Source organism: Vibrio superstes (genome assembly GCF_003569005.1).
GTDB classification, from domain to species: domain Bacteria; phylum Pseudomonadota; class Gammaproteobacteria; order Enterobacterales; family Vibrionaceae; genus Vibrio; species Vibrio superstes.
Genome location: NZ_BCUR01000002.1, coordinates 115147 through 136864, shown reverse-complemented (window position 1 = coordinate 136864; position 21718 = coordinate 115147). Strand labels below are relative to the sequence as shown.

Annotated in this window: 17 protein-coding genes; 6 read left to right on the top strand and 11 right to left on the bottom strand. The window is 45.1% G+C overall.

What is annotated here, in order from left to right:
* Positions 1-63 precede the first annotated feature (63 nt).
* Positions 64-558: a sigma D regulator gene (gene rsd, locus D5I41_RS07810; protein WP_119009353.1), complete on the bottom strand. Its 495-nt coding sequence runs from the start codon at positions 556-558 to the stop codon at positions 64-66.
* A 172-nt stretch (positions 559-730) separates the two neighbouring features.
* On the opposite strand from rsd, the gene nudC reads away from it, so the two are divergent.
* The 3 genes from nudC (at position 731) to D5I41_RS07795 (ending at position 4267) form a co-directional block, all read left to right on the top strand.
* On the top strand, positions 731-1522 hold the full coding sequence (nudC, locus tag D5I41_RS07805; RefSeq protein ID WP_119009352.1) for an NAD(+) diphosphatase: 792 nt from the start codon (positions 731-733) through the stop codon (positions 1520-1522).
* 243 nt (positions 1523-1765) lie between these two features.
* Entirely contained in the window at positions 1766-2833 is a 1068-nt protein-coding gene (hemE, locus tag D5I41_RS07800; RefSeq protein ID WP_119009351.1) for a uroporphyrinogen decarboxylase, read from the top strand.
* A 354-nt stretch (positions 2834-3187) separates the two neighbouring features.
* Complete coding sequence (locus D5I41_RS07795) at positions 3188-4267, top strand: BspA family leucine-rich repeat surface protein (protein WP_119009350.1); 1080 nt, start codon at positions 3188-3190, stop codon at positions 4265-4267.
* A 16-nt stretch (positions 4268-4283) separates the two neighbouring features.
* On the opposite strand, the gene lpxL (D5I41_RS07790) is transcribed toward D5I41_RS07795, so the two are convergent.
* The 5 genes from lpxL (D5I41_RS07790) to coaBC form a co-directional block, all read right to left on the bottom strand.
* Positions 4284-5231, bottom strand: a complete 948-nt coding sequence (gene lpxL / locus D5I41_RS07790) for an LpxL/LpxP family Kdo(2)-lipid IV(A) lauroyl/palmitoleoyl acyltransferase (RefSeq protein WP_119009349.1) — start codon at positions 5229-5231, stop codon at positions 4284-4286.
* 202 nt (positions 5232-5433) lie between these two features.
* Positions 5434-6378, bottom strand: coding sequence for an LpxL/LpxP family Kdo(2)-lipid IV(A) lauroyl/palmitoleoyl acyltransferase (lpxL, locus tag D5I41_RS07785; protein WP_119009348.1), 945 nt, complete (start codon positions 6376-6378; stop codon positions 5434-5436).
* A 17-nt stretch (positions 6379-6395) separates the two neighbouring features.
* The gene (gene slmA, locus D5I41_RS07780; protein WP_017027273.1) at positions 6396-6986 is read right to left on the bottom strand and encodes a nucleoid occlusion factor SlmA; all 591 of its coding nucleotides are present in this window, start codon (positions 6984-6986) and stop codon (positions 6396-6398) included.
* 53 nt (positions 6987-7039) lie between these two features.
* Positions 7040-7495, bottom strand: coding sequence for a dUTP diphosphatase (gene dut / locus D5I41_RS07775; protein WP_017027274.1), 456 nt, complete (start codon positions 7493-7495; stop codon positions 7040-7042).
* A gap of 10 nt (positions 7496-7505) precedes the next feature.
* Positions 7506-8708: a bifunctional phosphopantothenoylcysteine decarboxylase/phosphopantothenate--cysteine ligase CoaBC gene (gene coaBC / locus D5I41_RS07770; protein WP_119009347.1), complete on the bottom strand. Its 1203-nt coding sequence runs from the start codon at positions 8706-8708 to the stop codon at positions 7506-7508.
* 176 nt (positions 8709-8884) lie between these two features.
* Here coaBC and radC point away from each other — a divergent pair, with 176 nt between their 5' ends.
* Positions 8885-9559, top strand: coding sequence for a RadC family protein (radC, locus tag D5I41_RS07765; protein ID WP_119009346.1), 675 nt, complete (start codon positions 8885-8887; stop codon positions 9557-9559).
* A 19-nt stretch (positions 9560-9578) separates the two neighbouring features.
* Here the strand turns inward: radC and trmH are convergent, their stop codons facing one another.
* Genes trmH through gmk form a run of 4 tightly spaced genes read right to left on the bottom strand, consistent with a single transcriptional unit; the run spans position 9579 to position 13381 of the window.
* The gene (gene trmH, locus D5I41_RS07760) at positions 9579-10265 is read right to left on the bottom strand and encodes a tRNA (guanosine(18)-2'-O)-methyltransferase TrmH (RefSeq protein ID WP_119009345.1); all 687 of its coding nucleotides are present in this window, start codon (positions 10263-10265) and stop codon (positions 9579-9581) included.
* A gap of 2 nt (positions 10266-10267) precedes the next feature.
* Positions 10268-12388 carry a bifunctional GTP diphosphokinase/guanosine-3',5'-bis pyrophosphate 3'-pyrophosphohydrolase gene (gene spoT, locus D5I41_RS07755; RefSeq protein WP_119009344.1) on the bottom strand — a complete coding sequence of 707 codons (2121 nt, stop codon included), beginning with the start codon at positions 12386-12388 and terminating at the stop codon, positions 10268-10270.
* Positions 12389-12424: 36 nt separating this feature from the next.
* A complete protein-coding gene (gene rpoZ / locus D5I41_RS07750; protein WP_017027279.1) occupies positions 12425-12697 on the bottom strand; it encodes a DNA-directed RNA polymerase subunit omega in 273 nt (90 codons plus the stop codon).
* 60 nt (positions 12698-12757) lie between these two features.
* On the bottom strand, positions 12758-13381 hold the full coding sequence (gmk, locus tag D5I41_RS07745) for a guanylate kinase (protein ID WP_119009343.1): 624 nt from the start codon (positions 13379-13381) through the stop codon (positions 12758-12760).
* Positions 13382-13659: 278 nt separating this feature from the next.
* Here gmk and D5I41_RS07740 point away from each other — a divergent pair, with 278 nt between their 5' ends.
* Positions 13660-20010 (top strand): RHS repeat-associated core domain-containing protein, encoded by a 6351-nt coding sequence (locus D5I41_RS07740; RefSeq protein WP_119009342.1) that lies wholly within the window; start codon positions 13660-13662, stop codon positions 20008-20010.
* The gene (locus tag D5I41_RS07735; RefSeq protein ID WP_119009341.1) at positions 20001-20435 is read left to right on the top strand and encodes a hypothetical protein; all 435 of its coding nucleotides are present in this window, start codon (positions 20001-20003) and stop codon (positions 20433-20435) included. The genes D5I41_RS07740 and D5I41_RS07735 overlap by 10 nt, the downstream gene beginning before the upstream one ends.
* 383 nt (positions 20436-20818) lie before the next feature.
* Here D5I41_RS07735 and D5I41_RS07725 read toward each other — a convergent pair whose 3' ends face one another.
* On the bottom strand, positions 20819-21685 hold the full coding sequence (locus D5I41_RS07725) for a YicC/YloC family endoribonuclease (protein WP_119009339.1): 867 nt from the start codon (positions 21683-21685) through the stop codon (positions 20819-20821).
* Positions 21686-21718: the final 33 nt, after the last annotated feature.

Below are 21718 nucleotides of genomic sequence, written 5' to 3'. Positions count from 1 at the left end.
TTTTAATCGATAAAACCTAGAAAGCTGCTGAGGCTCCCTAGGTCATATGTAGAGCGCAGTTAGCTAAGCGCCAGGAGGCATTGCTAGGCTATCAGCGATCAATTGAATAAGCTTATCTTCTACCTCAAAGCGAAGCTCTAGAACTTCTCCAACGTTAGACATGTCGCTTTCAAATGATTCGAGTTCCTCACCTTCGCCGATTTCTGCATATTTATCAGTAAAGCTAAGGAGTGGTTCAGTGGTGAGCACAATCTTCGCGTAAGTTTGGCTGATCTCTTCTGTGGTTTGAAAACCAGTGGAGTTCCACTTATCCATTACCATGTCATAGATCTTAAAGTGACCTTCAGAAATATAATCTACAAGATGCTGAGAGAAATTTTGAAGCTCATCTTTAGTGGGTAGCGTGATGACGTTAGATGGAGTTGAAGATGGTTGTAAAGCCGCTAGTTTTATATACTCGACAAGCAATGCTTGGCGCGTCTCTAGCCAATGGTCAATGACTTCACTAGAGCCACCCCATTCTTGTTGTACTTGTTTGAATTTCTTTAGCATGACCATGTCCTCATGATCCTTTACCGGTCAGGTAAAGCTCTCGAACACACCGAGAGGGTTCCATATTAATAGCAAAATTGTGTGTTATACCAATAGCTTTGAATCAATTCGTCTATACGACTGGTATAGATTTAGATTGCCAGTAAAATGGTAGAACTGCAAGCAAAGAGATAACGGGATGTTAAAAAAAAGTAAACATCAAGCGGTTGGCTATTGGTTAGTGGTCAATGGTAGCGATGTATGGTTGAAAGATGACCAACTGCCTTTTGGTAGTGCTAATGATGTAGGCCAAGGATTTTCATTGCCAACTGAGAGTGCAATTGAAATTGGTCGCTATGAAGAGCATCCAGTGTATTGGATGAATGATGCCGATGTTGAAGCCTCTTTACCTATGGTCTCTTTGCGCGAGCTACTGCATCTCGCAGACGATTTATTCTTATTAGTAAGTAAAGCGGTGCAGTATGGCCATATGACGCAAACTATGCGCTTCTGCGGCCAGTGTGGTGGCAGAAACAGCCTTAATCATAATCAACTGGCTATGCAGTGTCAGCAGTGCCGAACGTTGCATTACCCTCGTATTTTTCCGTGCATTATTGTCGCGGTACGCAAAGAGTCACAAATACTTCTCGCACAGCACCCAAGACACAAAGGCAATATGTATACCGTTATCGCTGGATTCCTTGAAGTTGGCGAAACTCTAGAGCAGTGTGTCGCGCGAGAAGTAAAAGAAGAAACGGGTATCGATGTACAAAACATTCGCTATTTTGGAAGTCAGCCTTGGGCGTTTCCAAGCAGTATGATGATGGGCTTTTTAGCCGATTATAAAGATGGCGTCATTAAGCCAGATTACACCGAGTTAAGTGATGCAAAATGGTTTAACATCGATGCATTGCCTGAGGTCGCTCCAGAAGGAACCATCGCCAGGGCCTTGATTCAATCTACCGTTGATTCCATCGCCTCAGAACAATAGGCAAAAAAATACCCTCCACAAGTGGAGGGCAACGGTAAACTGTTATGAGCAAGCGTTGCTCTTATTTTAGATTTTTGTGTTTTTCGCTAGAGAACAAATTATTAACATGTGGTTGCAAACTGAGCAAAGGATTTCCTTTGTCTAAGTGTGCATAACATGATCAACCGCTCAATCCTCAAATATTGCCAATAAGTAAAAAGTGTTAAGATAGCGCTTTCGTAGTAAGGGACTAAGACCTAGAAAATGACTGAATTAAAAAATGATCGTTACCTGCGTGCTTTATTGAAGCAACCCGTTGATTACACGCCTGTATGGATGATGCGTCAAGCAGGTCGCTACCTGCCAGAATATCGTGCAACAAGGTCTGTTGCCGGCGACTTCATGTCCCTGTGCAAAAATGCCGAACTCGCTTCTGAAGTGACTTTACAACCGTTGCGTCGTTTTCCTTTGGATGCGGCAATACTATTCTCTGATATCCTGACCATCCCAGATGCGATGGGATTAGGTCTGTACTTTGAAACAGGCGAAGGGCCCAAGTTTGAGCGTCCGATTACCTGCAAAGCGGATGTAGAGAAGATTGGTCTGCCTGATCCTGAAGGTGAATTGCAATACGTAATGAATGCAGTTCGTCAGATTCGCAAAGATCTACAAGGTGAAGTGCCTCTGATTGGTTTCTCTGGAAGCCCTTGGACACTCGCTACTTACATGGTCGAAGGTGGAAGCTCTAAAGCATTCACCAAGATCAAGAAGATGATGTACGCAGAGCCTGCAACATTGCATCTACTACTCGATAAGTTAGCTGACAGCGTGATTGAGTACTTGAACGCTCAAATTAAGGCTGGAGCGCAGTCTGTGATGGTCTTTGATACTTGGGGTGGTGTATTGACCCCTCGCGACTACAATGAGTTCTCGCTGCGTTACATGCACAAGATTGTGGATGGACTGATCCGTGAAAATGAAGGCCGCCGTGTCCCTGTGACCTTGTTCACCAAGAATGGTGGAATGTGGCTAGAATCTATCGCAGCAACGGGCTGTGATGCAGTAGGTCTTGATTGGACTATCAATATCGCGGATGCAAAGAAACGTATTGGTGACAAGGTTGCCCTGCAAGGCAATATGGATCCTTCAATGCTTTATGCGCAACCTGAGCGTATTCGTCAAGAAGTTGGGACAATTCTTGAAGGCTTTGGTGAGGGAGGTACCGGTCATGTGTTTAACTTGGGTCACGGTATCCACCTAGACGTGCCACCTGAAAACGCTGGTGTGTTTGTTGAAGCGGTACATGAGCTATCTAGGCCATACCATAAGTAACTGAAAAGCCCCTCGAGTGAGCAATGTAGTCCATTTAAGAGAAGCAGGATTACGATGAGCGAGACACCGAGTCTTTGATATCTTTGTCGCCCCAGGTCGATTAGGCTTGGGGCGTTTCTTTATCCAAAAAATGGGGTGTTATAAGTCTATTTGTAGAATTTGTAGAATTTGTAGAATTTGTAGAATTTTTAGATGTTTAGGAGTACACCCTTAATGGTTATCTTCAGTAAGTTGCAAGTGCAATTTTCTCGTCCTACTCATTTTTCATGAAGTAAAAATGCCTATTGTTTAGATTTTCTTCTACACTTTTGATTCAGAATTTGGACCAATCCGTTACACAAGGATGTGTAGAGTATGCCTTTTGTCAGTATTACCCCCTTCTATTATGGGGCAGATCTTATTCGCGTTTTTAAACTGTCCTGCCTTGTTATCACCTCGTTTTTACTCCTCGCTTGTGGCAGTGATGATGAATCGACTAACGGTGCGTTTGTCGATTCCCAGGCTCCGGTGATTACCTTGAACGGTGATAGTGTGATCATTGTTGGGCAAGGTCGGCCTTATATAGAACTTCATGCCACAGCAGTAGATGATGTAGATGGTGAGATTAACGTAGAGCTTTCCCCCCAAGAGGTAGATACAGAAACTCTTGGCGATTACACATTGGTTTATACTGCGAGGGACTCGGCAGGTAACGAAAGCTCAGTTATACGCACAGTGAGTGTCGTGGAACCCCGCCCCTTCATCACGACTTGGCAAATAGATGCGGCTAATGAACAGATTGATATCTCAACAAGAGCTAGCACTTTTACCTATAATTTCATTATTGATTGGGGAGACGGCACTATTGAGGAGGGTCTAACTGGAAGCGTGAGCCATATCTATAACGAACCAGGGGTTTACACCATAAGCATTAATGGTGCCTTTCCAAACCTATCTATCCAAGCGCCTGGTGAGAAAATCAATATGCTAACTCTCGAGCAATGGGGGGATATTAAGTGGGAATCGATGGCTGATATTTTCTATGGCGCCGAGAATATAACCAATAACGCAACCGACTTACCAGATTTGAGATTAGTCGAGCATTTCAGCTACACCTTTGCAAATGCGAAATTATTTAATACAGACTTGAGCCTTTGGGATACCAGTAAAGCCACTACCTTCTATTATATGTTTGAGGATGCAACCAGTTTTGAGTTCAATATCAGCGACTGGGATGTGAGTAACGTGGAAAATATGAGAGGTATGTTTAACGGCGTTGTCTTGCCTACCGAAACCTACGATCAAATACTGAACAAATGGAGCCAGCAGCCGGTGCAAAACAGCGTCATCTTTGATGCGGGCAACAGTCAATACTCAATCTATGCAGAAGCCGCCAGAGATAAGTTAATCACGGAACATAGCTGGACGATTACCGATGGTGGCCTTGCCCCTTAATCGGGGCTAGTGACATTTAGTTTTGATAACGGCAGCCTTTAGGCAAGCTTTTATCTTTCATTGTTTTATAACGCTTGTGTAGCCACATCCACTGGTCAAGCTTTCTGAGAATGGCTATCTCTAGAGCTTTGTTCATGTAGGTTGCTCCCGCTTCGAGATCGTCTTTAGGAAAATTCTCGTGAATTGGGTCATCAAAATACAGTTCCCATTTTCCATCAGTGTCGCGAAAGCCAGTCATTGGAATAATCGCACAGTCAGTCATTTTGACTAGGATATTGGCTCCAGTTACTGTGCAGGCATCTTGGATGGCGAAGAAGGGCACAAATACGGATTTATTTGGGCCGTAGTCGTGGTCTCCCAAATAGAATAGACGCTCGCCACTTTTCAGAGTGCGAATCATCTCCTTGAGGTTTTTACGGTCGATAACTTTATTGCCGTTGTGCGTGCGCCCCCAATACTGAATAAAATCGTATGCTGGATTCGAGTGTGGGCGGTATACGCCGTGACCTGGGTATCCTAATACAGCAAAGGCACGTGCGCTTACTTCAAGGTTAAGGGCGTGAGGATGGCAAACCAGTACCCCTCTTTTCTGTGCCGCAAACGCTTTGATTGGCTCTGCATTGTGCACCTTAAGGTGACGCTTTAGCCTCCACGTTGGCCAAAACCAAGTGATGCCGGTTTCAAAAAGAGCGAAGCCAGTATTCTTGAAGTTCTCGATGACAGTACGCTGGATCTCGTCCTGAGGCATAGTAGGGAAAGCAAGCTCAAGGTTCCTATGCGCCACCTTTACTCGTTTCTTTGCGAATGGCATCGCCATTCTTCCCAAGCCTCGGCCTAATAGTAATTGGGCACGAAAAGGAAGAACATTAACCAGTAGAGCTAGAAGCCCAAAGCCAAACCAAACTCCCCAGTATTTAGGGTGCAGCAGCGCGATGCTAAAGGTGGGACCATCGTATTTACTCATAAATTCCTTTTAAAGCGGATTAGTTAGTCACTAGATATACGATCCAATAAGCCACGGAATTATGTATAAATTCAAAATGGAGTAGTGTGAATCATCACTAATAGTGAGGTATTTTAAATGACGCTTAATGCTCTCACTATCAGTGATTGTACAGATCAAGTCACGTATTCTTGAACACGATTATTAAATGTATCTTGTGTTATTACTTGTATCGATAGCCTTTAGACAGGCTTTCATCTTTCATTGTCTTGTAACGTTTGTGTACCCACATCCATTGGTCAACCTGACGTAAGATGACTTTCTCGTAAGCTTGGTTCATCAACGTAGCGCCTGCTTCAAGATCTTTCTTTGGAAACTCATCATGAATGGAATCAGCAAGGTTTAATTCATACTGTCCCTTGTCGCCTCTAAAGCCTGTTACAGGGATCATGGCGCAATTGGTCAGACTGTACAGCATATTGGCGCCAGTCGTTGTACAGGCCTCTTTTACAGCAAAGAATGGAACGAATACAGACTTATTTCGGCCATAGTCATGATCGCCTAAGTAAAATAGGCGTTCGCCACGTTTCAGAACACGAATCATCTCTTTGACGTTCTTGCGATCCACCAATTTGTTGCCGTTGTGAGTTCTGCCCCAATACTGAATGAAGTCGTAGGCAGGGTTGTTATTTGGACGATATACGCCACTACCGGGATAGCCCAATATCGCGAAGGCGCGAGCACTGATTTCTAGGTTTAACGTGTGCGGATGACACAGGAGTACACCACGCCCTTCGTTTTCAAAGTCAATCGCTTGCTGCAGGTTAACGGTGCGTATGCGACGCTTTAGTCGCCAAGTGGGCCAGAACCAAGTTATGCCCATCTCAACAAAGGCAAGCCCTGTATTCTTTATATTCTCTTCTACAATACGCTCAACGTCTTCAGCCGTTTTGTCAGGGAAGGCGAGTTCAATATTGCGCTTTATGACCTTAACTCGGCTTTTCGCCAACCTACTTGAGTATTTACCAAACGCACGCCCTAATTTATAAAGAGCGGCATAGGGCAGCAGATTGACAAGCAGTGCAAGAACACCAAAACTAATCCAAACGCCCCAGTATTTAGGGTGGAGCAATTTGAGTGAAAACTGAGGCGGAGCGTATTTATTCATGATCCCCTTCCAGGATTTTAAGCTAGTTGCTGGCTTAACAGTGTCCAATACTCGTCAAAATCAGCGGATGGTTTAATTTCGAAGTCACTACGCACAAAGCGGTTTAAGCGACCCTCAACATAACTCAGCACGATAGCAGCCAGAACTTTCTCATCCACAGCAAAGCCTTTGCCCTCGCGTAGCATTCTTTCTCTTAGAATTTGCTTAAGTTGGCTTTCTATTTTACCAAAAAGCTGGTTAATGCGTTCTCTAAGCCTTTCATTTTCAAACATTAGCGCATGACCAGAAAGGATGCGAGAGAGACCTTTGTTATGCTCCGCAAAAAGGAGAACGAATCGCAGAACTTCATGCAATCGATTCATGGTGTCTTTTTCTTGATCCATAATCTGGTTAATACGAGCTAAAACTGATTGCTCTATAAACTCGATTAACCCCTCAAACATGCGAGCTTTACTTGGGAAGTGTCGATAAAGAGCTGCTTCCGATACGCCCACTTGTTGCGCTAATTTAGCAGTAGTAATTCTGGAAGTACCATCGCTGGATTCCAACATCAAAGCAAGTGCTTGCAAAATCTCGTCGCGACGATTTGAACTACGTTTGCCTGTCATTAATCACGTCCTTTTTCTGTTTATTCTTTGACTGTAGTAATTATGTTAGAGAGTTAGTTTTTACCAGAATGACCAAAGCCACCTTCACCTCGATGAGAGGCGTCGAAGTCTTCAACCAAGTTGAACTCAGCTTGTACCACAGGAACAAAAACCAGCTGAGCGATGCGATCCCCTGGCTCTATGGTGAAGGTATCTTGTCCTCGGTTCCACACCGAAACCATTAACTGGCCTTGATAGTCGGAATCAATCAAGCCAACTAGATTGCCCAATACAATACCGTGCTTATGGCCAAGACCTGAACGAGGCAGAATAGTCGCAGCCAGGCTAGGGTCGCCGATATGAATGGCGAGTCCAGTAGGCACAAGATGCGTTTTTCCCGGGGTGACAATTAAGGCTTCGTCTAGGCAGGCGCGAAGGTCTAGCCCTGCTGAACCCTCAGTGGCGTACTGAGGTAATGGGAATTGCTTGCCAATACGAGAGTCTAGGATCTTTAAATCGATTTTTTTCATTGCTTGATGCTTATTGAGTAAGTTCGTTAATCTGCTCTAGTATGCTTTGAGCTAATGCTTGTTTGCTTGCTAGAGGGAAGTTCTTGTGGCCATTTGGCCAGTATAAATTCAACGCATTGTCGTTTGAGTTAAAGCCGATACCCGCTTTAGAAACATCATTGGCACAGATAAGGTCGAGTTTCTTTCTCGATAGTTTATCCATAGCATATTTCTCAACGTCTTGAGTTTCAGCGGCAAAGCCAACGGTAAATGGTCTGTTTTGCGTAAGACTTGCAACGTCTGCAATAATATCGGGATTCTTCACCATTCGAACGACAAGCTCATCGCTACCGTCGACTTTTTTCATCTTCTGCTCGGCGATTTCAGCCGGCCGATAATCTGCTACTGCGGCACAGCCAATGAACACATCACTCAGAGGAGCTTGCTCTATCGCAGCTTGATGCATTTGTTCAGCGCTCAATACGTTGATGCGCGTGACATTAGCCGGAATTAGCAGGCTTACCGGACCACTGATTAACGTAACCTCAGCACCCAGTCTAGCTGCTTGTTCTGCCAGAGCGTAACCCATCTTTCCTGAGCTGTGATTAGAGATAAATCGCACAGGGTCTATAGCCTCTTGAGTAGGGCCTGCGGTAATTACAATCTTCTTACCTTGCAATAGTTTAGGCTGAAATTGAGCAATGCATCGCTCAACTAACTGCATTGGCTCTAACATTCGACCTGCACCGATATCGCCACAGGCTTGTTCGCCGGACGCTGGACCCCAGATGGTCATTCCACGACGTTGTAGCGTGGCAATATTCTCTTGGGTTGCCACGTTCCTGTACATCTGTTGATTCATGGCTGGAGCAACCGCAACTGGTGCGTCGGTGGCTAGCACCACTGTCGTCAGAAGGTCATTACCCATACCTGCAGCCATACGTGCGATAAGATCTGCAGTTGCAGGGGCAAGCAAGACTAGGTCGGCCCATTTTGCAATTTCAATATGCCCCATAGACGCTTCTGCCGCTGGGTCTAATAAGCTTTCAGATACGGGTTGTCCCGAAACGGCTTGCATGGTCAATGGCGTGATAAATTCTTTGGCTGCTTTGGTCATGACAACTTTGACCTGAGCGCCTCGTTCAGACAAGCGTCGAGTCAATTCAGCACATTTGTAGGCTGCGATACCACCGCTGATACCGAGAACTATTTTTTTCCCTTCAAGAGGTTGCATGCTCATTTTCTCAATTAAATTAATAAGGTAACCATACCATATATTGGGCTGGAGTTAGAGTTTGACAAGTGGACTGATTGCTTGCGATTTGGGTGCAAATTCTGTTTTAACTCATCTTCTGAGTGACGATTTTGCATCAATACTACAAGGCTAACCATGATCAGCAAGGGGATAAGATGACATTAAAAGCACTGCCTAAAGAGTCTCTCCCTAGAGAAAAGTTAATCAATCATGGTCCAAGCTCGTTAACGGATGCTGAATTGCTCGCTATTTTCTTACGCACAGGATGTCCGGGGATGAATGTCATAGAACTTGCTGATCATCTGTTGAAGTCCTTTGGCTCATTACGGCACATATTAACCGCACCACAAGATAAGTTTTGCCAACATAAAGGGCTAGGGCAGGCTAAATATGTGCAGCTGCAGGCCTTTATCGAAATGACCCAGCGCTATCTTGCTGAAACCTTAGAAAAAGGTGATGCACTGACTAGCCCACAACAGACTAAGCTGTTTTTGCTAAGTTTACTGCGGGATAAACAGCGCGAGGTCTTCTATGTACTCTTCCTCGATAATCAGCATCGAGTCATCAATCATGAAAGCCTGTTTGAAGGTACGATAGATGCGGCGAACGTTTACCCTAGAGAGGTGGTTAAGCGATCACTGCAACACAATGCCTGCGCCTTGATCCTCGCACACAATCATCCGTCGGGTGTTGCTGAGCCTAGTCAGGCAGACAAACGCATCACACGTCGTTTAATCGATGCACTTGCGCTGGTGGACATTCGAATACTGGATCATTTTGTTGTGGGGGATGGTGAGGTAGTGTCGTTTGCGGAGAGAGGTTGGATGTAGCAATGCAGATTAGTTGTTGTTACCGGCACTGCATCTCTGCCCACCAATTTGAATCAGCGACAATTTGCCCTGCATCATCAAGCTCAGGATAAGGCAGGTCTTTCCTTTTAGCGACTTTGGCTAATACGGGATGACCGCGCTCGAACAGTGTCTTCTGAATAATACGCTCAGAGAGTGGCTGTGGCGGATTATTGTACATGTCTTTGTTTTGGCGCTGACGCTGTGCTTCAAATAAGATCAAAGCGCTTGCCACTGATACATTCAAGGACTGCACCATCCCTACCATAGGCACAATAATATCTTGGTCGGCCATCTCTATAGCCATTCTACTGGTTCCATCTTTTTCACCACCGAGGACGATAGCGGTGGGTTTGGTGTAATCCACTTCGCGAAAATCAACAGCGGTGTCTGACAGGTGAGTCACTAGAATTTGCATACCTTGAGCTTTTAGTGCTTGGTAAGCTTGCTGGGTGGTGTCGTGAGTCTCTACTTCAACCCAATTGCGTGCTCCAGCGGAAGTGTGGCTCAAGGTACGCATTTTTTTGTTGGGCCAAACAGCATGTATCTTGTGCAACCCAACTGCATCTGCAGTTCTTATTACTGCAGATACGTTATTGGGCTTGTGCACTTCCTCTAAGCAGAGGGTTAAATCCGGCTGGCGAGCCTTAAGAACGGAAACAATTTTTTGATAACGTTCTGGACTCATTGTTACCTGCGACGACGACGAACTTTAAGGGCATGTGGCATTACACGAATCTTCTTCATGATGCCGGCAAGGTGAACCCTGTCCTTAGTGGTTAAGGCAACGGTCACTGTGTACAAACGGCCATCTTTTTCTTCAGTAGAAATACCATGGATATTTGATCCAGTGCGAGAGATAACATTGGTCAGCTCTGCAAGTGCACCTTGGCTGTTTTGCATATCGATCTGTAGCTCGGTAATGAACTCTTGCTCATGACTCTCAGACCATTCAACCGCCATGTATTTGTCAGGTTCTTTCTGATAACCACGGATATTTGGACAAGTTTCCCTATGGATAACCAAGCCTCGACCTGGAGATACGTGTGCCAAAATATGGTCACCAGGAATTGGATGACAACAGTTGGCATAAGTCAGAAGGATACCGTCAGCGCCTTTAATAGATAGCTTCTTATCAGAACGAGGCTCTACAGAACTGGTTTCGGTAAGTAAATCAGCATCACCTAATAGTCTGCGCGCAACGATGATACTCATCAGTTCGCCTAGACCGATAGCCGCTAGCATATCGTCCACCGACTCTAGTTTGAGGTCACTGAGAACCTGCGCGATATTCTCTGGGTAGATAGTATCGATAGAGTGGCGACCCAAGGCGTGATTCAACAAACGACGACCCAAGGCAACCGATTCTTCGCGACGCATAGTTTTAAGAACCTGACGGATCTTAGTGCGAGCTCGAGAAGTCACAACATAGTTAAGCCAAGCGGCGTTTGGTCTTGCACCTGGTGCACTGATGATCTCGATCGTTTGACCGTTTTTCAGTGACTTACTTAGAGGGTATGGATTTCTGTCAACGCGCGTACCCACACAGGTATTACCTACATCAGTATGTACGGCATAAGCAAAATCTACGGCAGTCGCACCTACTGGTAGTTCAACAATGCGGCCTTTCGGCGTGAATACGTAAATCTCATCAGGGAATAGATCAGACTTAACGTTCTCGATGAACTCAAAAGAGTTACCGGCACTTTGTTGAAGCTCAAGCAGACTCTGCATCCAGCGCTGAGCTTTAATCTGCGCAGTAGTGCCAGAGCGTTGACCATTGTTTTTGTAAGACCAGTGTGCAGCAACACCCTTGTCTGCCATTTGATCCATGTCTTCAGTACGAATCTGCACTTCAACGGGAACACCATGAGGGCCAACCATAGAAGTGTGTAGCGATTGATAGCCGTTCGCTTTTGGTACCGCGATGTAGTCTTTCATTCTGCCAGGACGTGGCTTGTATAAGCTATGAGCTTGGCCAAGCACGCGATAGCAGGTATCTGCATCATCAACAATTACTCGGAACGCGTAGATATCCATAATGGTATGGAAGCGCTGTTCCTTGGTCTTCATCTTGTTGTAGATGGAATAAAGATTCTTCTCGCGACCTAAGACCTTAAAGTGGATACCACACTCTTCCAAGCGTCCCTCAATCTCTGAGTGAATGCGTTGGATCATCTCCTTACGGTTACCACGAGCGGTTTTCACCACTTCTTTTAAGACGCGATAACGGTTGGGATAGAGAGCTTCAAAGCCAAGCTCTTCAAGCTCAGTTTTGATGTTATGGATACCCAGTCTATGAGCCAGTGGTGAGTAGATCTCAAGAGTCTCACGAGCAATGCGGCGACGTTTATCTGGACGAAGCGCGCCAAGCGTACGCATGTTGTGCGTGCGGTCAGAAAGCTTAATCAAGATAACGCGGATATCCTGAACCATAGCGAGAACCATCTTACGGAAGTTTTCCGCTTGAGCTTCTTTACGGTCTCGGAATTTCAGCTTGTCGAGTTTCGAAACACCATCAACGAGTTCAGCTACGGCTGTACCAAAAAGGTCTTCAAGTTCTTCTTTGGTGACTTCGGTATCTTCAATAACATCATGAAGAAGTGCTGCTTGGAGGGTTTCAAGATCGAGGCGCATTTCTGCAAGGATTCTTGCAACGGCCACTGGGTGGATTATATAGGGTTCGCCACTAGAGCGCGTTTGCCCTTCGTGTGCTTCTTTTGCTACCGAATAAGAATGACGTAGAGCCTCAACTTGAGGCTCTGTTAAATATTCTTTGGCAACATCTTTAAGGCTATCAAATAGATACAAATTACGGGCCCAAAAGGTTACGAGGTGTTGTGCAGATTAGCGAGTGTGAGCGATGCTGCTTACGGCTGCTAGTTCTGCTGCTTCCTGCTCTTGTTGTTCTTGACGGTCTTTAGCGTCCAAGATTTCCTTAGTAATCAAACCCTCTTCGATTTCGCGAAGAGCGATTACTGTTTGCTTATCGTTCTCTTCTGGCACAAGTGCATCTTTACCGCCAGTTTGCATTTGACGTGCGCGACGAGCAGAAATTAGAACAAGGTCGAAACGGTTACCAACTTTTTCAACAGCATCTTGTACAGTTACGCGTGCCATGAGGACTCCAATTTACTAAATTACTATTTTAAATGACGGGAAATTATACAGCTTTCTAGATTACTCTGCTAGTAAAGCTGATAGCATTCCACTGTATTTCGCTGTTTGTTTGTCTTGTTTAAGGCGTTCTGCACGCAGAATGGCTCTAAAGTCCATCAAAGCAGCGTCGAAATCGTCATTAACTATGATGTAGTCATATTCATCATAGTGTGACATTTCCGATTTCGCCTCACTCATTCGCTTAGCGATAATCTCGGTACTGTCTTGACCGCGCACATTTAGGCGACGCTCAAGTTCACCATTAGATGGCGGAAGAATAAAGACGCTTTTCGCGTGTGGCATTTGATTACGGATTTGACGAGCACCCTGCCAATCAATATCCAAGAACACATCAATGCCTCTATCTAGGTTCTCTTCAATCCAAACACGAGACGTACCATAGTAGTTACCAAATACTTCTGCGTGCTCTAAAAAGATACCTTGCTCTATCAATGTTTCAAATTCATTGCGTTCAACAAAATGATAGTGAACACCATCTTCCTCACCAGGGCGAGCTCCGCGCGTAGTGTGAGAAACAGAAACCTTCATTGCGTACACCGGGTTTTTTTCCAGCATAGCTGATATCAGGCTAGATTTGCCTGCTCCGCTAGGTGCAGAAACGATATATAGGGTGCCTTTTCCCATTCGTAGAGCTCCGAAATAGTGATGAACAGTGTTATTGAATAAGCATCAATAAAGATAGCACTAGAGTTAACATCTCGATAACCCTAGAAAAATGGTTGCGAAGGATAGCACGGAAAAACGCCAGATCACAACTGCGAATAATATTCAGGACGATGGTCTGTAAGTTTCTGTGCCGATAACGGAGAGAATCTGGAACCTAGCTCCAAACGAATCAAACCTGCAAATATCCAGTGATTCATACACTAACAAGCAAACCGCTTTAGTGTCTTGGGTCGAGTATGAAAAAACTGTTTGGGTTGTTGGTGATGTTCTTGTTGTTATCTAGCATGACAAGAACGGTGAGTGCGTTAGAGATTTCTCTCTTGAGTGAGTGCCAAGGAGCACTTTCCTGTGATGGCGGAAGGGAACCTACGATTCCAGACAACGATGAAAATGATGACAACGACAACGACAAGGACAATGAAGATCCTGACTCAGAGCCTGATCCCGTCAAAGAGGATGCCGATGCTATTCAAACTGAGGTTACTGATATTTCGACGCAGACCGTAGATGCCGCTTCCAGTGCTGGGATAGAGGCAGATCAAAATGCTGCAGAAACAGAGACTCAAACGGCTGATAGTCAAGATGATAACGAACAACAGCAACAACAAAATACCGAGCAAGGGCTTGAAGGCGATGACAGTGACTGTCCAGTGGAGCTGTACTCGGGGTGTAAGATAACTCGCGAGCAAGATTATGCTCATCCACTGTTTTCTCTTACTCGGCAGCATAGGCTGAACCAAGGCTCTGCATGGTCGCTAGGTGCTGGTTGGCACAGTGCCTTAGATAGCCGCATTTTATGGGGAGTCGACATTGATGCGACCTCTCTTATTGAGGCAAACCAAGCTGTGGTTAATCAATATCAAGGGATTATCGATGATATTGAAGCCAGTCTCGCCATTTTAGAGACCTCATTTGCCGGTCGCATTGCCTTCAACGAGGTCAGCGTCCAACAAAAGCTAGCGCAAGCGATATCTGAGCTTGTCTCGTTGAGAAATATCTATGTTCAGAAGAGAGAACGTGCTCAAACAAGCCTAGATACACTCACCCGGAATAACGCTCAGTCTGAAGTCTATCGACAGAGAAATCGCTACGCAGCTGATCCATACTTTTCACCTGAGTATGAAATAGGCCTGCACACGATAAAGTGGGTAACGCCTCAAGGAGCACGCAAGCTGTTTTCGTTTGATGCCGATAGCACCGCTATTACCGCTCATTCCGGCCATAGTGCACGCTTAGAGATTAACGATGAAGGGGAGTATGTTGTTACCGATACTCAAGGGGTGCGCTACCAATACAATGTCCATGGGTTTTTGGTTGTGGTTATCGGCAATGATGGTCGACGAGTAAATATTAAAAGAGATAGCAAGCAACAACCCGTATCGTTATCCGATGAACTGGGGCGTAGTTTGCGTTTTTCTTATGCTGACGGCCGACTCTCCGAGATGGTCGATCAAGAAGGTCGAATCACTCGCTATTCCTATCAACGAGGGATGCTGACCGATGTTGTGCAATTTGATGGAGAGCAGCATAGCTATCAATACGATTATCAAGCTAATCCATTAGCCCTGACGCTGAAGTCGGATGGTGAGGGAAACAGCGCGCACTATATCTATCGTCAGCAGAGTGGAAAGACTGTTGTTGATACCCAAATTGATGCGAGTGGAAACGACTTCTCTTACGAATATGATTTTTCCAATCGAATTACAACGGTGATTAACCGTAATGGAACTCGCACCCGATATCAGTACAACGCGAACAACCAAATCGTTTCTAAGGTATTCGAGTTCGATGGTAGTGAGGTTAGCAACCTATACGATAATCGCGGGAACTTAGTCGCTGAGTATAATGAGCTAGGAGAGGCTTTTCTCTATAGCTATGACGACCATGGGCGCTTGTTATCGCGCACGGATCCCGCTGGTCGAAGAATGGATTATGCTCGAGATGAGCAAGGGCGAGTATTAACCGAAACGAACAACGCGGGCGCCGCTACACACTTCAATTATGATGTGGATGGGCGACTTGAGACGAAGACCCTAGCAGACGGCTCAATAATTGAAGAAGAGTGGCTTGATGATCTGCTTATCAAGCGAGTCGATCAACAGGGCAATCACACTCTATTTGAATATGATGATTTCGGGTATCCCATTCGCATTGAACGCTTCGGGGTGAATACACTTCCTGAACAGTCTTTCATCCGTCATCAGAAATTCGACAAAATAGGCCGATTGCTTTGGGTTTCTGAGGGCTCTGAATCCACACCAGAATCCCTATGGCGAACAACTCGTTATGAGTACCTGAGTGAAGATGGGCGAAGCTTAAGCTCACCAACCCGCATTGTTGACCCCTTGGGAAGGGAAGCGATCAATCGATATGACAGCAATGGCCTCATTACCTTTCATCAAGACTTCTCTGGAGTAAAAACTTACTTTTCCTATACCTCACGTCAACGAGTCACGAGCAAGCGTGTAGTCATGCCAAGCGAAAATGGCAACAGTGAGTACTCTACTCACTATAACTATGATGCAGAAAATAACTTGGTCAAGGTGGTCCTGCCTCATGGTGCCATTTGGCATTACCAATATGACGCGCGTAATCGACTCATTGGTTCGTATTTGGAAGGGACTGAGGTAAGCAAGGCGTTTGACTATGATCTCGCCGGTCGCCAAATCTCAGAAACAGACAGCACTCATCATTCTTCACATTGGAGCTATTACTCTGATGGGAATATTCAATCCATCTCTAATCCTCTTGGCAATGTCACAGAACATTTCTATGACGATGTTGGTCACTTGGAGGCCATTTACGACAATGAACGCAGTTCATATCTCGTTCAATATAAGCGGAATGAACTAGGCCATATTGTTGAAGCTCAAGATGGCAACCACAGCAGTGCTCAATATCAGGTTGATTCCCTAGGACAAGTTGTATCCATATCAGTGCCCAATAATGGGCAAGTCCGGATACGAAATGAATTGAACTGGCGTGGCCTAACAGTAAAACAAAGTGATGCTGCTGGTGGCGTATTCGACAACGAATACAATGCATTTGGTCAAGTTGTCAGAGTGACCGACTCCGAAGGGGGGATTGAGGAGTTTGCTTATGACCTTTTGGGGCGCAAAGTCCTTCATATCAATAAGTCAGGGTTGATAGCACAGTGGAGATTTGAGCAACAGCTAAATCAGTTGGTAGTGACACAAGTAGAGTCTGACAGCAGTCGTGCTGTTATGGAGTTGGGCAATAGTCGAATTAGCATTAAAACTTATGACTTACTAGGACGCTTACTTAAGTACGAGGATGCTACTGGGCAAGAGTGGCTATTCCAATACAATCAACAAGGGTTAGCGGCTTCAATTACTGCGCCTGACGATGTGCTTATAGAGCGAGAATATAACCTTGCAGGGAATATGATCTCTGAGATTGTGACAAGCAGTGAAGGTGAGTCGCGAGAAAGTTATTACACCTATGATGGAAATGGCCGAGTTATAACGGAGCAACTTCCCTATTATCGCTTAGGGGTAGTCAATACATACCGCTATAACGAGCTGGGTCAGGTGACGGTGTTTACCTTGCCTGATGGTAGCTCACATCGCTTTTATTACGACTTGGCAGGCCGAAGGGTTTCTGCATCGAACCCTCTTGGGTATCTAGAGTCTTGGCAATATGATGCAAACGACAACATTGTTGGTTACACAGACCAAGATGGATTTATATGGGCGTACGACTATAACGCCGATAATCAACTGACATACGTGGTGGAACCAGAAAACAGCAATGGAGCCGCTACTCAGTATCAATATGATGTAATGGGTAGGCTACTTGCCACCATCAACCCTCTTGGACATCGCAAGTCAAACATTCTCGATAGTTTGGGTAGAGTTGTAGGTTTAACGGATGCCGAAGGGAACACGACACACTTCCAACTCGATCCGGCAGGTCGCCCTGTTGTTATTCGCAACCGCCTTGGCGAAGAAACCAGTCAGAGCTTCGATGCCTTTGACCAACTAGTAGCGAGAACCGATTCCCTCGGAAATACAACTCAGTTTAAATACGACGAACTTGGCAGGCTCTCAATAGAGATTGATGCACTAGGGGGCAGTCAAAGCTGGACATATAACTACCAAAATCAAGTCCTGACCTATACCAATCAGCTCTCACAGGTGACGGAATATCAATATGCTGATTTCGGAAACCTAGCTCAGATTACGCAGGCGAATGGATCCGTTACAAAATATCAGTTTAATGAAGCCAATAAACTGACTCGTGTGACATCGCCGAGCGGGGCCAGCCGGTCGTTTTCCTATGATGAGTTAACCAGACTGAGTTCATTTAGCAATGAGCTGGATGAGCAATGGCATTATGACTATGACCTCGCGGGGCAAGTAAGCCAAGTTTATCAGCCAGAGCATAATACCGACATTCAGTTCCACTATGATCAGCGCGGTAATATGACTGAGCGTCAGTATCACCATCAAGGTAGCTGGGTTAGCGAAAGGTTGAACTATGACGGCTTGGGGCGCCTAGCGAGTATAAGTAGCCCAGAGCTGACGGAGCAATATCACTATGATGCTACTAGTCGATTAATACAGGTGGATAACCAACAGTTAGGGCAAAGCTTCCAATATGAATATAACACTGTAGGCAAACGCACCTACAGTCAATCAACCAGCACAGAGGGGGTGTATTATCTGCATGATGCTGAGGGTAGGGTGATCCAGATTGAGCGAGAAAGCAGTGAAGGGTCTAGAGTCTTCAACCTCACATATAATCAGAAGGGACAGGTAGTACAGATTGACTACCCTAACCACAGTAGACGAACAATAGCCTATGATGCCCTAGGTAGAATCACTGAGGTCAACATCGAACAGGAAGAGTATAAAGGCAATCGTTGGAGAGGGGCTTGGAATTCTCTTGAAGCCCTTAAGTATCGCTATGACCTTGCGGGCAATGTTATAGCACAAAACAGGAAGTCAGAATTTACAGACAATGACCTGTGGGTTTATTTCGAGTATGACCAAGTAAACCGACTAGTTCGAGCGGACTACCCAACCCAAGAAGATCTTGAATATGAGTGGGATGAGTCCGGCAACCTGCTACACAAGAAAACGAAAGCACACACTTATACCTATCACTACAACTTGGCAAATCAGCTCATAGAGATGCAAGGTCACAGACTACCTGGCTTTGTGTGTGCTGATGCAAGCTGTGAAGGTGATGATGAAGCAGAAGCTCTCAACCAAGCCTTTGAGTACGAATACGACGCCAATGGTCACTTGGTGATAGTTCGCAATGGGGCCGCACAGCAAGTTTACAGTCACGATGCGCTAGGGCGGTTGAAGAGTGTTGTTAATCCAGACGGTAGCTCTGTCAGTTATGGATATGATGCTCGCTCAAGGCGTGTAAAATCTCAACGAGTTTATAGTGCTTCTCAAAAGGGAAATTCAAGCAAGAAAGCTCAGCAAAATATAAGCACTTTGCAGAGTTACTATGATGGTAGGCAGGAACAAGGTCAGTGGTTCACTGAGGGCAATGAGTACTCCCCGTTCCGTTCATTGACACTACTGCCGCGAGATGATCTTCCCTATGGCGATGTGCTTCATCAAAAGCTATATGACCTCGATTCCCCTTTGCTTGCAGCTAGCGGTAATAAAGGCTCTGATATTGCCCATTTGTACGTACATCATGACCGCTTGGGAAGTGCTATACACTCACTAGATGAGACAGGAACAACAGCAATGCGTCTGGGCTACAGCCCGTTTGGTCAGACTTATCGCAAGCACAACGACAAAACGTTCTGGAAGATCAACTCAGGAGTGAATGCTAACAAGCAATTAGCTCAGCTTATGCCATACCAATACACAGGCCAATATACGGAGAGCAGTACAGGTCTTATTAACCTAGATGCTCGATGGTACAACCCACATACTAATCGCTTTGTTCAGCCAGACTATTGGAATCTAAAAAATACTTATCTGCCTATAGAGATCCAGCATGAACTCATACGAGCAACTCAGCTTAACACCGATATGCTACTCCGTGATCCTAGCCAACAAATGGCCTATGGTTATGTAAGTGGGAATCCTCTTTTCTGGATCGATCCATTAGGGCTTGCTGTTTTGGTGCTATCAGAGGAGTCAACTCTTGGGGCTGGGGCTTTAGTATCAAGTAATAGTGGATTTGCAGTGGGAATTGTTAATGGAGATGTAAGGGTTCACCCCTATCAAAGAGTTCAGGTTGAGGTGATGTCGTCGGTAGAAGCTACGACAGGACTATCAGCAGAGCTTGTTTCCGGCGTTGATGACCCTACTACACTTGCTGGTACATCGATTGATGGCGGTCTGAGTGTAGGCCTAAGAAGCCCTATTGCCGCCATTGGTGGGAGTATTGATATTGATGCGCATGGTGATTTTACGTTAGGTCTTAATCTTAAGGTTGGTCCTAGTTTGTCCTCTCCGGCCAATGTATCTTCGTCTTACTCTGAAACACTTGTAGGCCCTGATTTAACTGAAACAAATTACTTTGACCGTGCCGTTTCATCCTTTAATAAGGCCTTTGAACGAACTTTTATCGGAAACAAATTATGCTACTAAAGTTAGGCGTCACTATTTTTCTTTTTCTCGTATCATTTTCAGGTCTCGCATATGACTCTATTGATGATTTAGTGAGTGAGAGCATTAAGTATCACTTTACAAACTCTCCGGAAAAAACTGCTGAACGTTGGGCTCCATACAGCGGAGATTCGGCACCGATCGCCAATGCATTGATTCGTTATGAAACACTGTATGGGAAACCAATATCTTATGACACTATGGCTACTGAGAAGATAACTCCTCGTGTCTCGATAGTGTTTCTGGCTGTTAACTATGAGAAAGGAGTTACTTTTTTAAGATTACAAACTTATCTTGATATGGATAAAAAATGGTCTTTGATGTTTGTCACTATAAACCCAGAACCTTTCGGCTTAATTCCTACGATGATTACCTTCAGTGATAGATATAGTAGCTACAATAATTGACAAAATAGTCATCATATATAGCTCTTGGCTTGTCAACGATATACGACGAGTACCATAGATTTTTTCTAAAGTGACAAGGATGGTTGATTGGAAAAGATATTATATGTAACTCGCAATCAAGCTTGCTTTATAATAGCTGTAACGGGTCTTCTTAGTGGTTATTTAGGCTGGCAACTCTACAACTTGTGGTTTCATGAGTATGGCATACCACAGAAAGGAAGATACGGCGGAGAAATTAATTTCCACTTATTCTTTTGGATGAAGTTTTTCCTCTTTGTTGCGATATCGAGTGTACTATTTCGAGTTCGAATTAAAGATTCCTAAACTTAATAAAATTAAGGCCCATAAATGGGCCTTAATTTTATTGAATGACCTAAAGTCGATTACTCAATATTCTGGATCTGCTCACGCATTTGCTCAATCAGAACTTTCAGTTCAACACCAGAAGCGGTGATGTCTGTACTGATAGATTTAGAGGCTAACGTGTTCGACTCACGGTTGAACTCTTGCATCATGAAGTCTAGACGGCGACCAACAGCGCCACCTTTTTTCATAATGCTGGTGGTTTCTTTTACGTGAGAGTCTAGGCGGTCTAGCTCTTCGGCAACGTCAGATTTTTGAGCCAATACGATAAGCTCTTGCTCTACGCGAGATGAGTCTAGCTCGATAGATGCTTCTTCAAACTTGCTTAGCAGGCGGTCACGTTGCCATTGTAGGATTTCTGGCATGCGAGCGCGTACACGAACCACTTCAGATGTGATGGCTTCTAGACGCTGATCGATTAGAGCCTTCATGTTGTCGCCTTCGCTTGCACGTGCTTCGATGAAGTCAGCAATGGCACCCTCAAAGCCAGCCAGTAGGTCTTTGTTTACCGTGTCCATGTCTTGCTCAGGTGTTTCCATAACACCTTGCCACTGCATTACTTGGAATGGGTTAATGCGGCTAGTTTCGCCTGTCATTGCCATTACTTGGTTTGCTGCGTTGATAACCTGCTTTGCTAGGTCTTCGTTGATGGTTAGCTCGCCTTTAGCACTTGGGTTTGCTTCAAAGCGCAGGTGACATTCCACTTTACCGCGTGCTAAACGCTTACGAAAACGCTCGCGAAGGATAGGCTCTAGGCCTCGGAACTGTTCTGGTAAGCGGAAATAGGTTTCTAGGTAACGTTGGTTAACTGAGCGGATTTCCCATACTGCGTTGCCCCAGTCGCCTTTAACTTCTTTGCGCGCGTAAGCGGTCATGCTGTAAATCATTAAAATACCTTTATTCATCACATAGGTGTGCAT

What these genes read in the sequence shown, in the direction of transcription:
- rsd (WP_119009353.1), bottom strand. Translation starts at nt 558, where the DNA reads ATGGTCATGCTAAAGAAATTCAAACAAGTACAACAAGAATGGGGTGGC.
- nudC (WP_119009352.1), top strand. Translation starts at nt 731, where the DNA reads ATGTTAAAAAAAAGTAAACATCAAGCGGTTGGCTATTGGTTAGTGGTC.
- hemE (WP_119009351.1), top strand. Translation starts at nt 1,766, where the DNA reads ATGACTGAATTAAAAAATGATCGTTACCTGCGTGCTTTATTGAAGCAA.
- D5I41_RS07795 (WP_119009350.1), top strand. Translation starts at nt 3,188, where the DNA reads ATGCCTTTTGTCAGTATTACCCCCTTCTATTATGGGGCAGATCTTATT.
- lpxL (WP_119009349.1), bottom strand. Translation starts at nt 5,231, where the DNA reads ATGAGTAAATACGATGGTCCCACCTTTAGCATCGCGCTGCTGCACCCT.
- lpxL (WP_119009348.1), bottom strand. Translation starts at nt 6,378, where the DNA reads ATGAATAAATACGCTCCGCCTCAGTTTTCACTCAAATTGCTCCACCCT.
- slmA (WP_017027273.1), bottom strand. Translation starts at nt 6,986, where the DNA reads ATGACAGGCAAACGTAGTTCAAATCGTCGCGACGAGATTTTGCAAGCA.
- dut (WP_017027274.1), bottom strand. Translation starts at nt 7,495, where the DNA reads ATGAAAAAAATCGATTTAAAGATCCTAGACTCTCGTATTGGCAAGCAA.
- coaBC (WP_119009347.1), bottom strand. Translation starts at nt 8,708, where the DNA reads ATGCAACCTCTTGAAGGGAAAAAAATAGTTCTCGGTATCAGCGGTGGT.
- radC (WP_119009346.1), top strand. Translation starts at nt 8,885, where the DNA reads ATGACATTAAAAGCACTGCCTAAAGAGTCTCTCCCTAGAGAAAAGTTA.
- trmH (WP_119009345.1), bottom strand. Translation starts at nt 10,265, where the DNA reads ATGAGTCCAGAACGTTATCAAAAAATTGTTTCCGTTCTTAAGGCTCGC.
- rpoZ (WP_017027279.1), bottom strand. Translation starts at nt 12,697, where the DNA reads ATGGCACGCGTAACTGTACAAGATGCTGTTGAAAAAGTTGGTAACCGT.
- gmk (WP_119009343.1), bottom strand. Translation starts at nt 13,381, where the DNA reads ATGGGAAAAGGCACCCTATATATCGTTTCTGCACCTAGCGGAGCAGGC.
- D5I41_RS07740 (WP_119009342.1), top strand. Translation starts at nt 13,660, where the DNA reads ATGAAAAAACTGTTTGGGTTGTTGGTGATGTTCTTGTTGTTATCTAGC.
- D5I41_RS07735 (WP_119009341.1), top strand. Translation starts at nt 20,001, where the DNA reads ATGCTACTAAAGTTAGGCGTCACTATTTTTCTTTTTCTCGTATCATTT.
- D5I41_RS07725 (WP_119009339.1), bottom strand. Translation starts at nt 21,685, where the DNA reads ATGATTTACAGCATGACCGCTTACGCGCGCAAAGAAGTTAAAGGCGAC.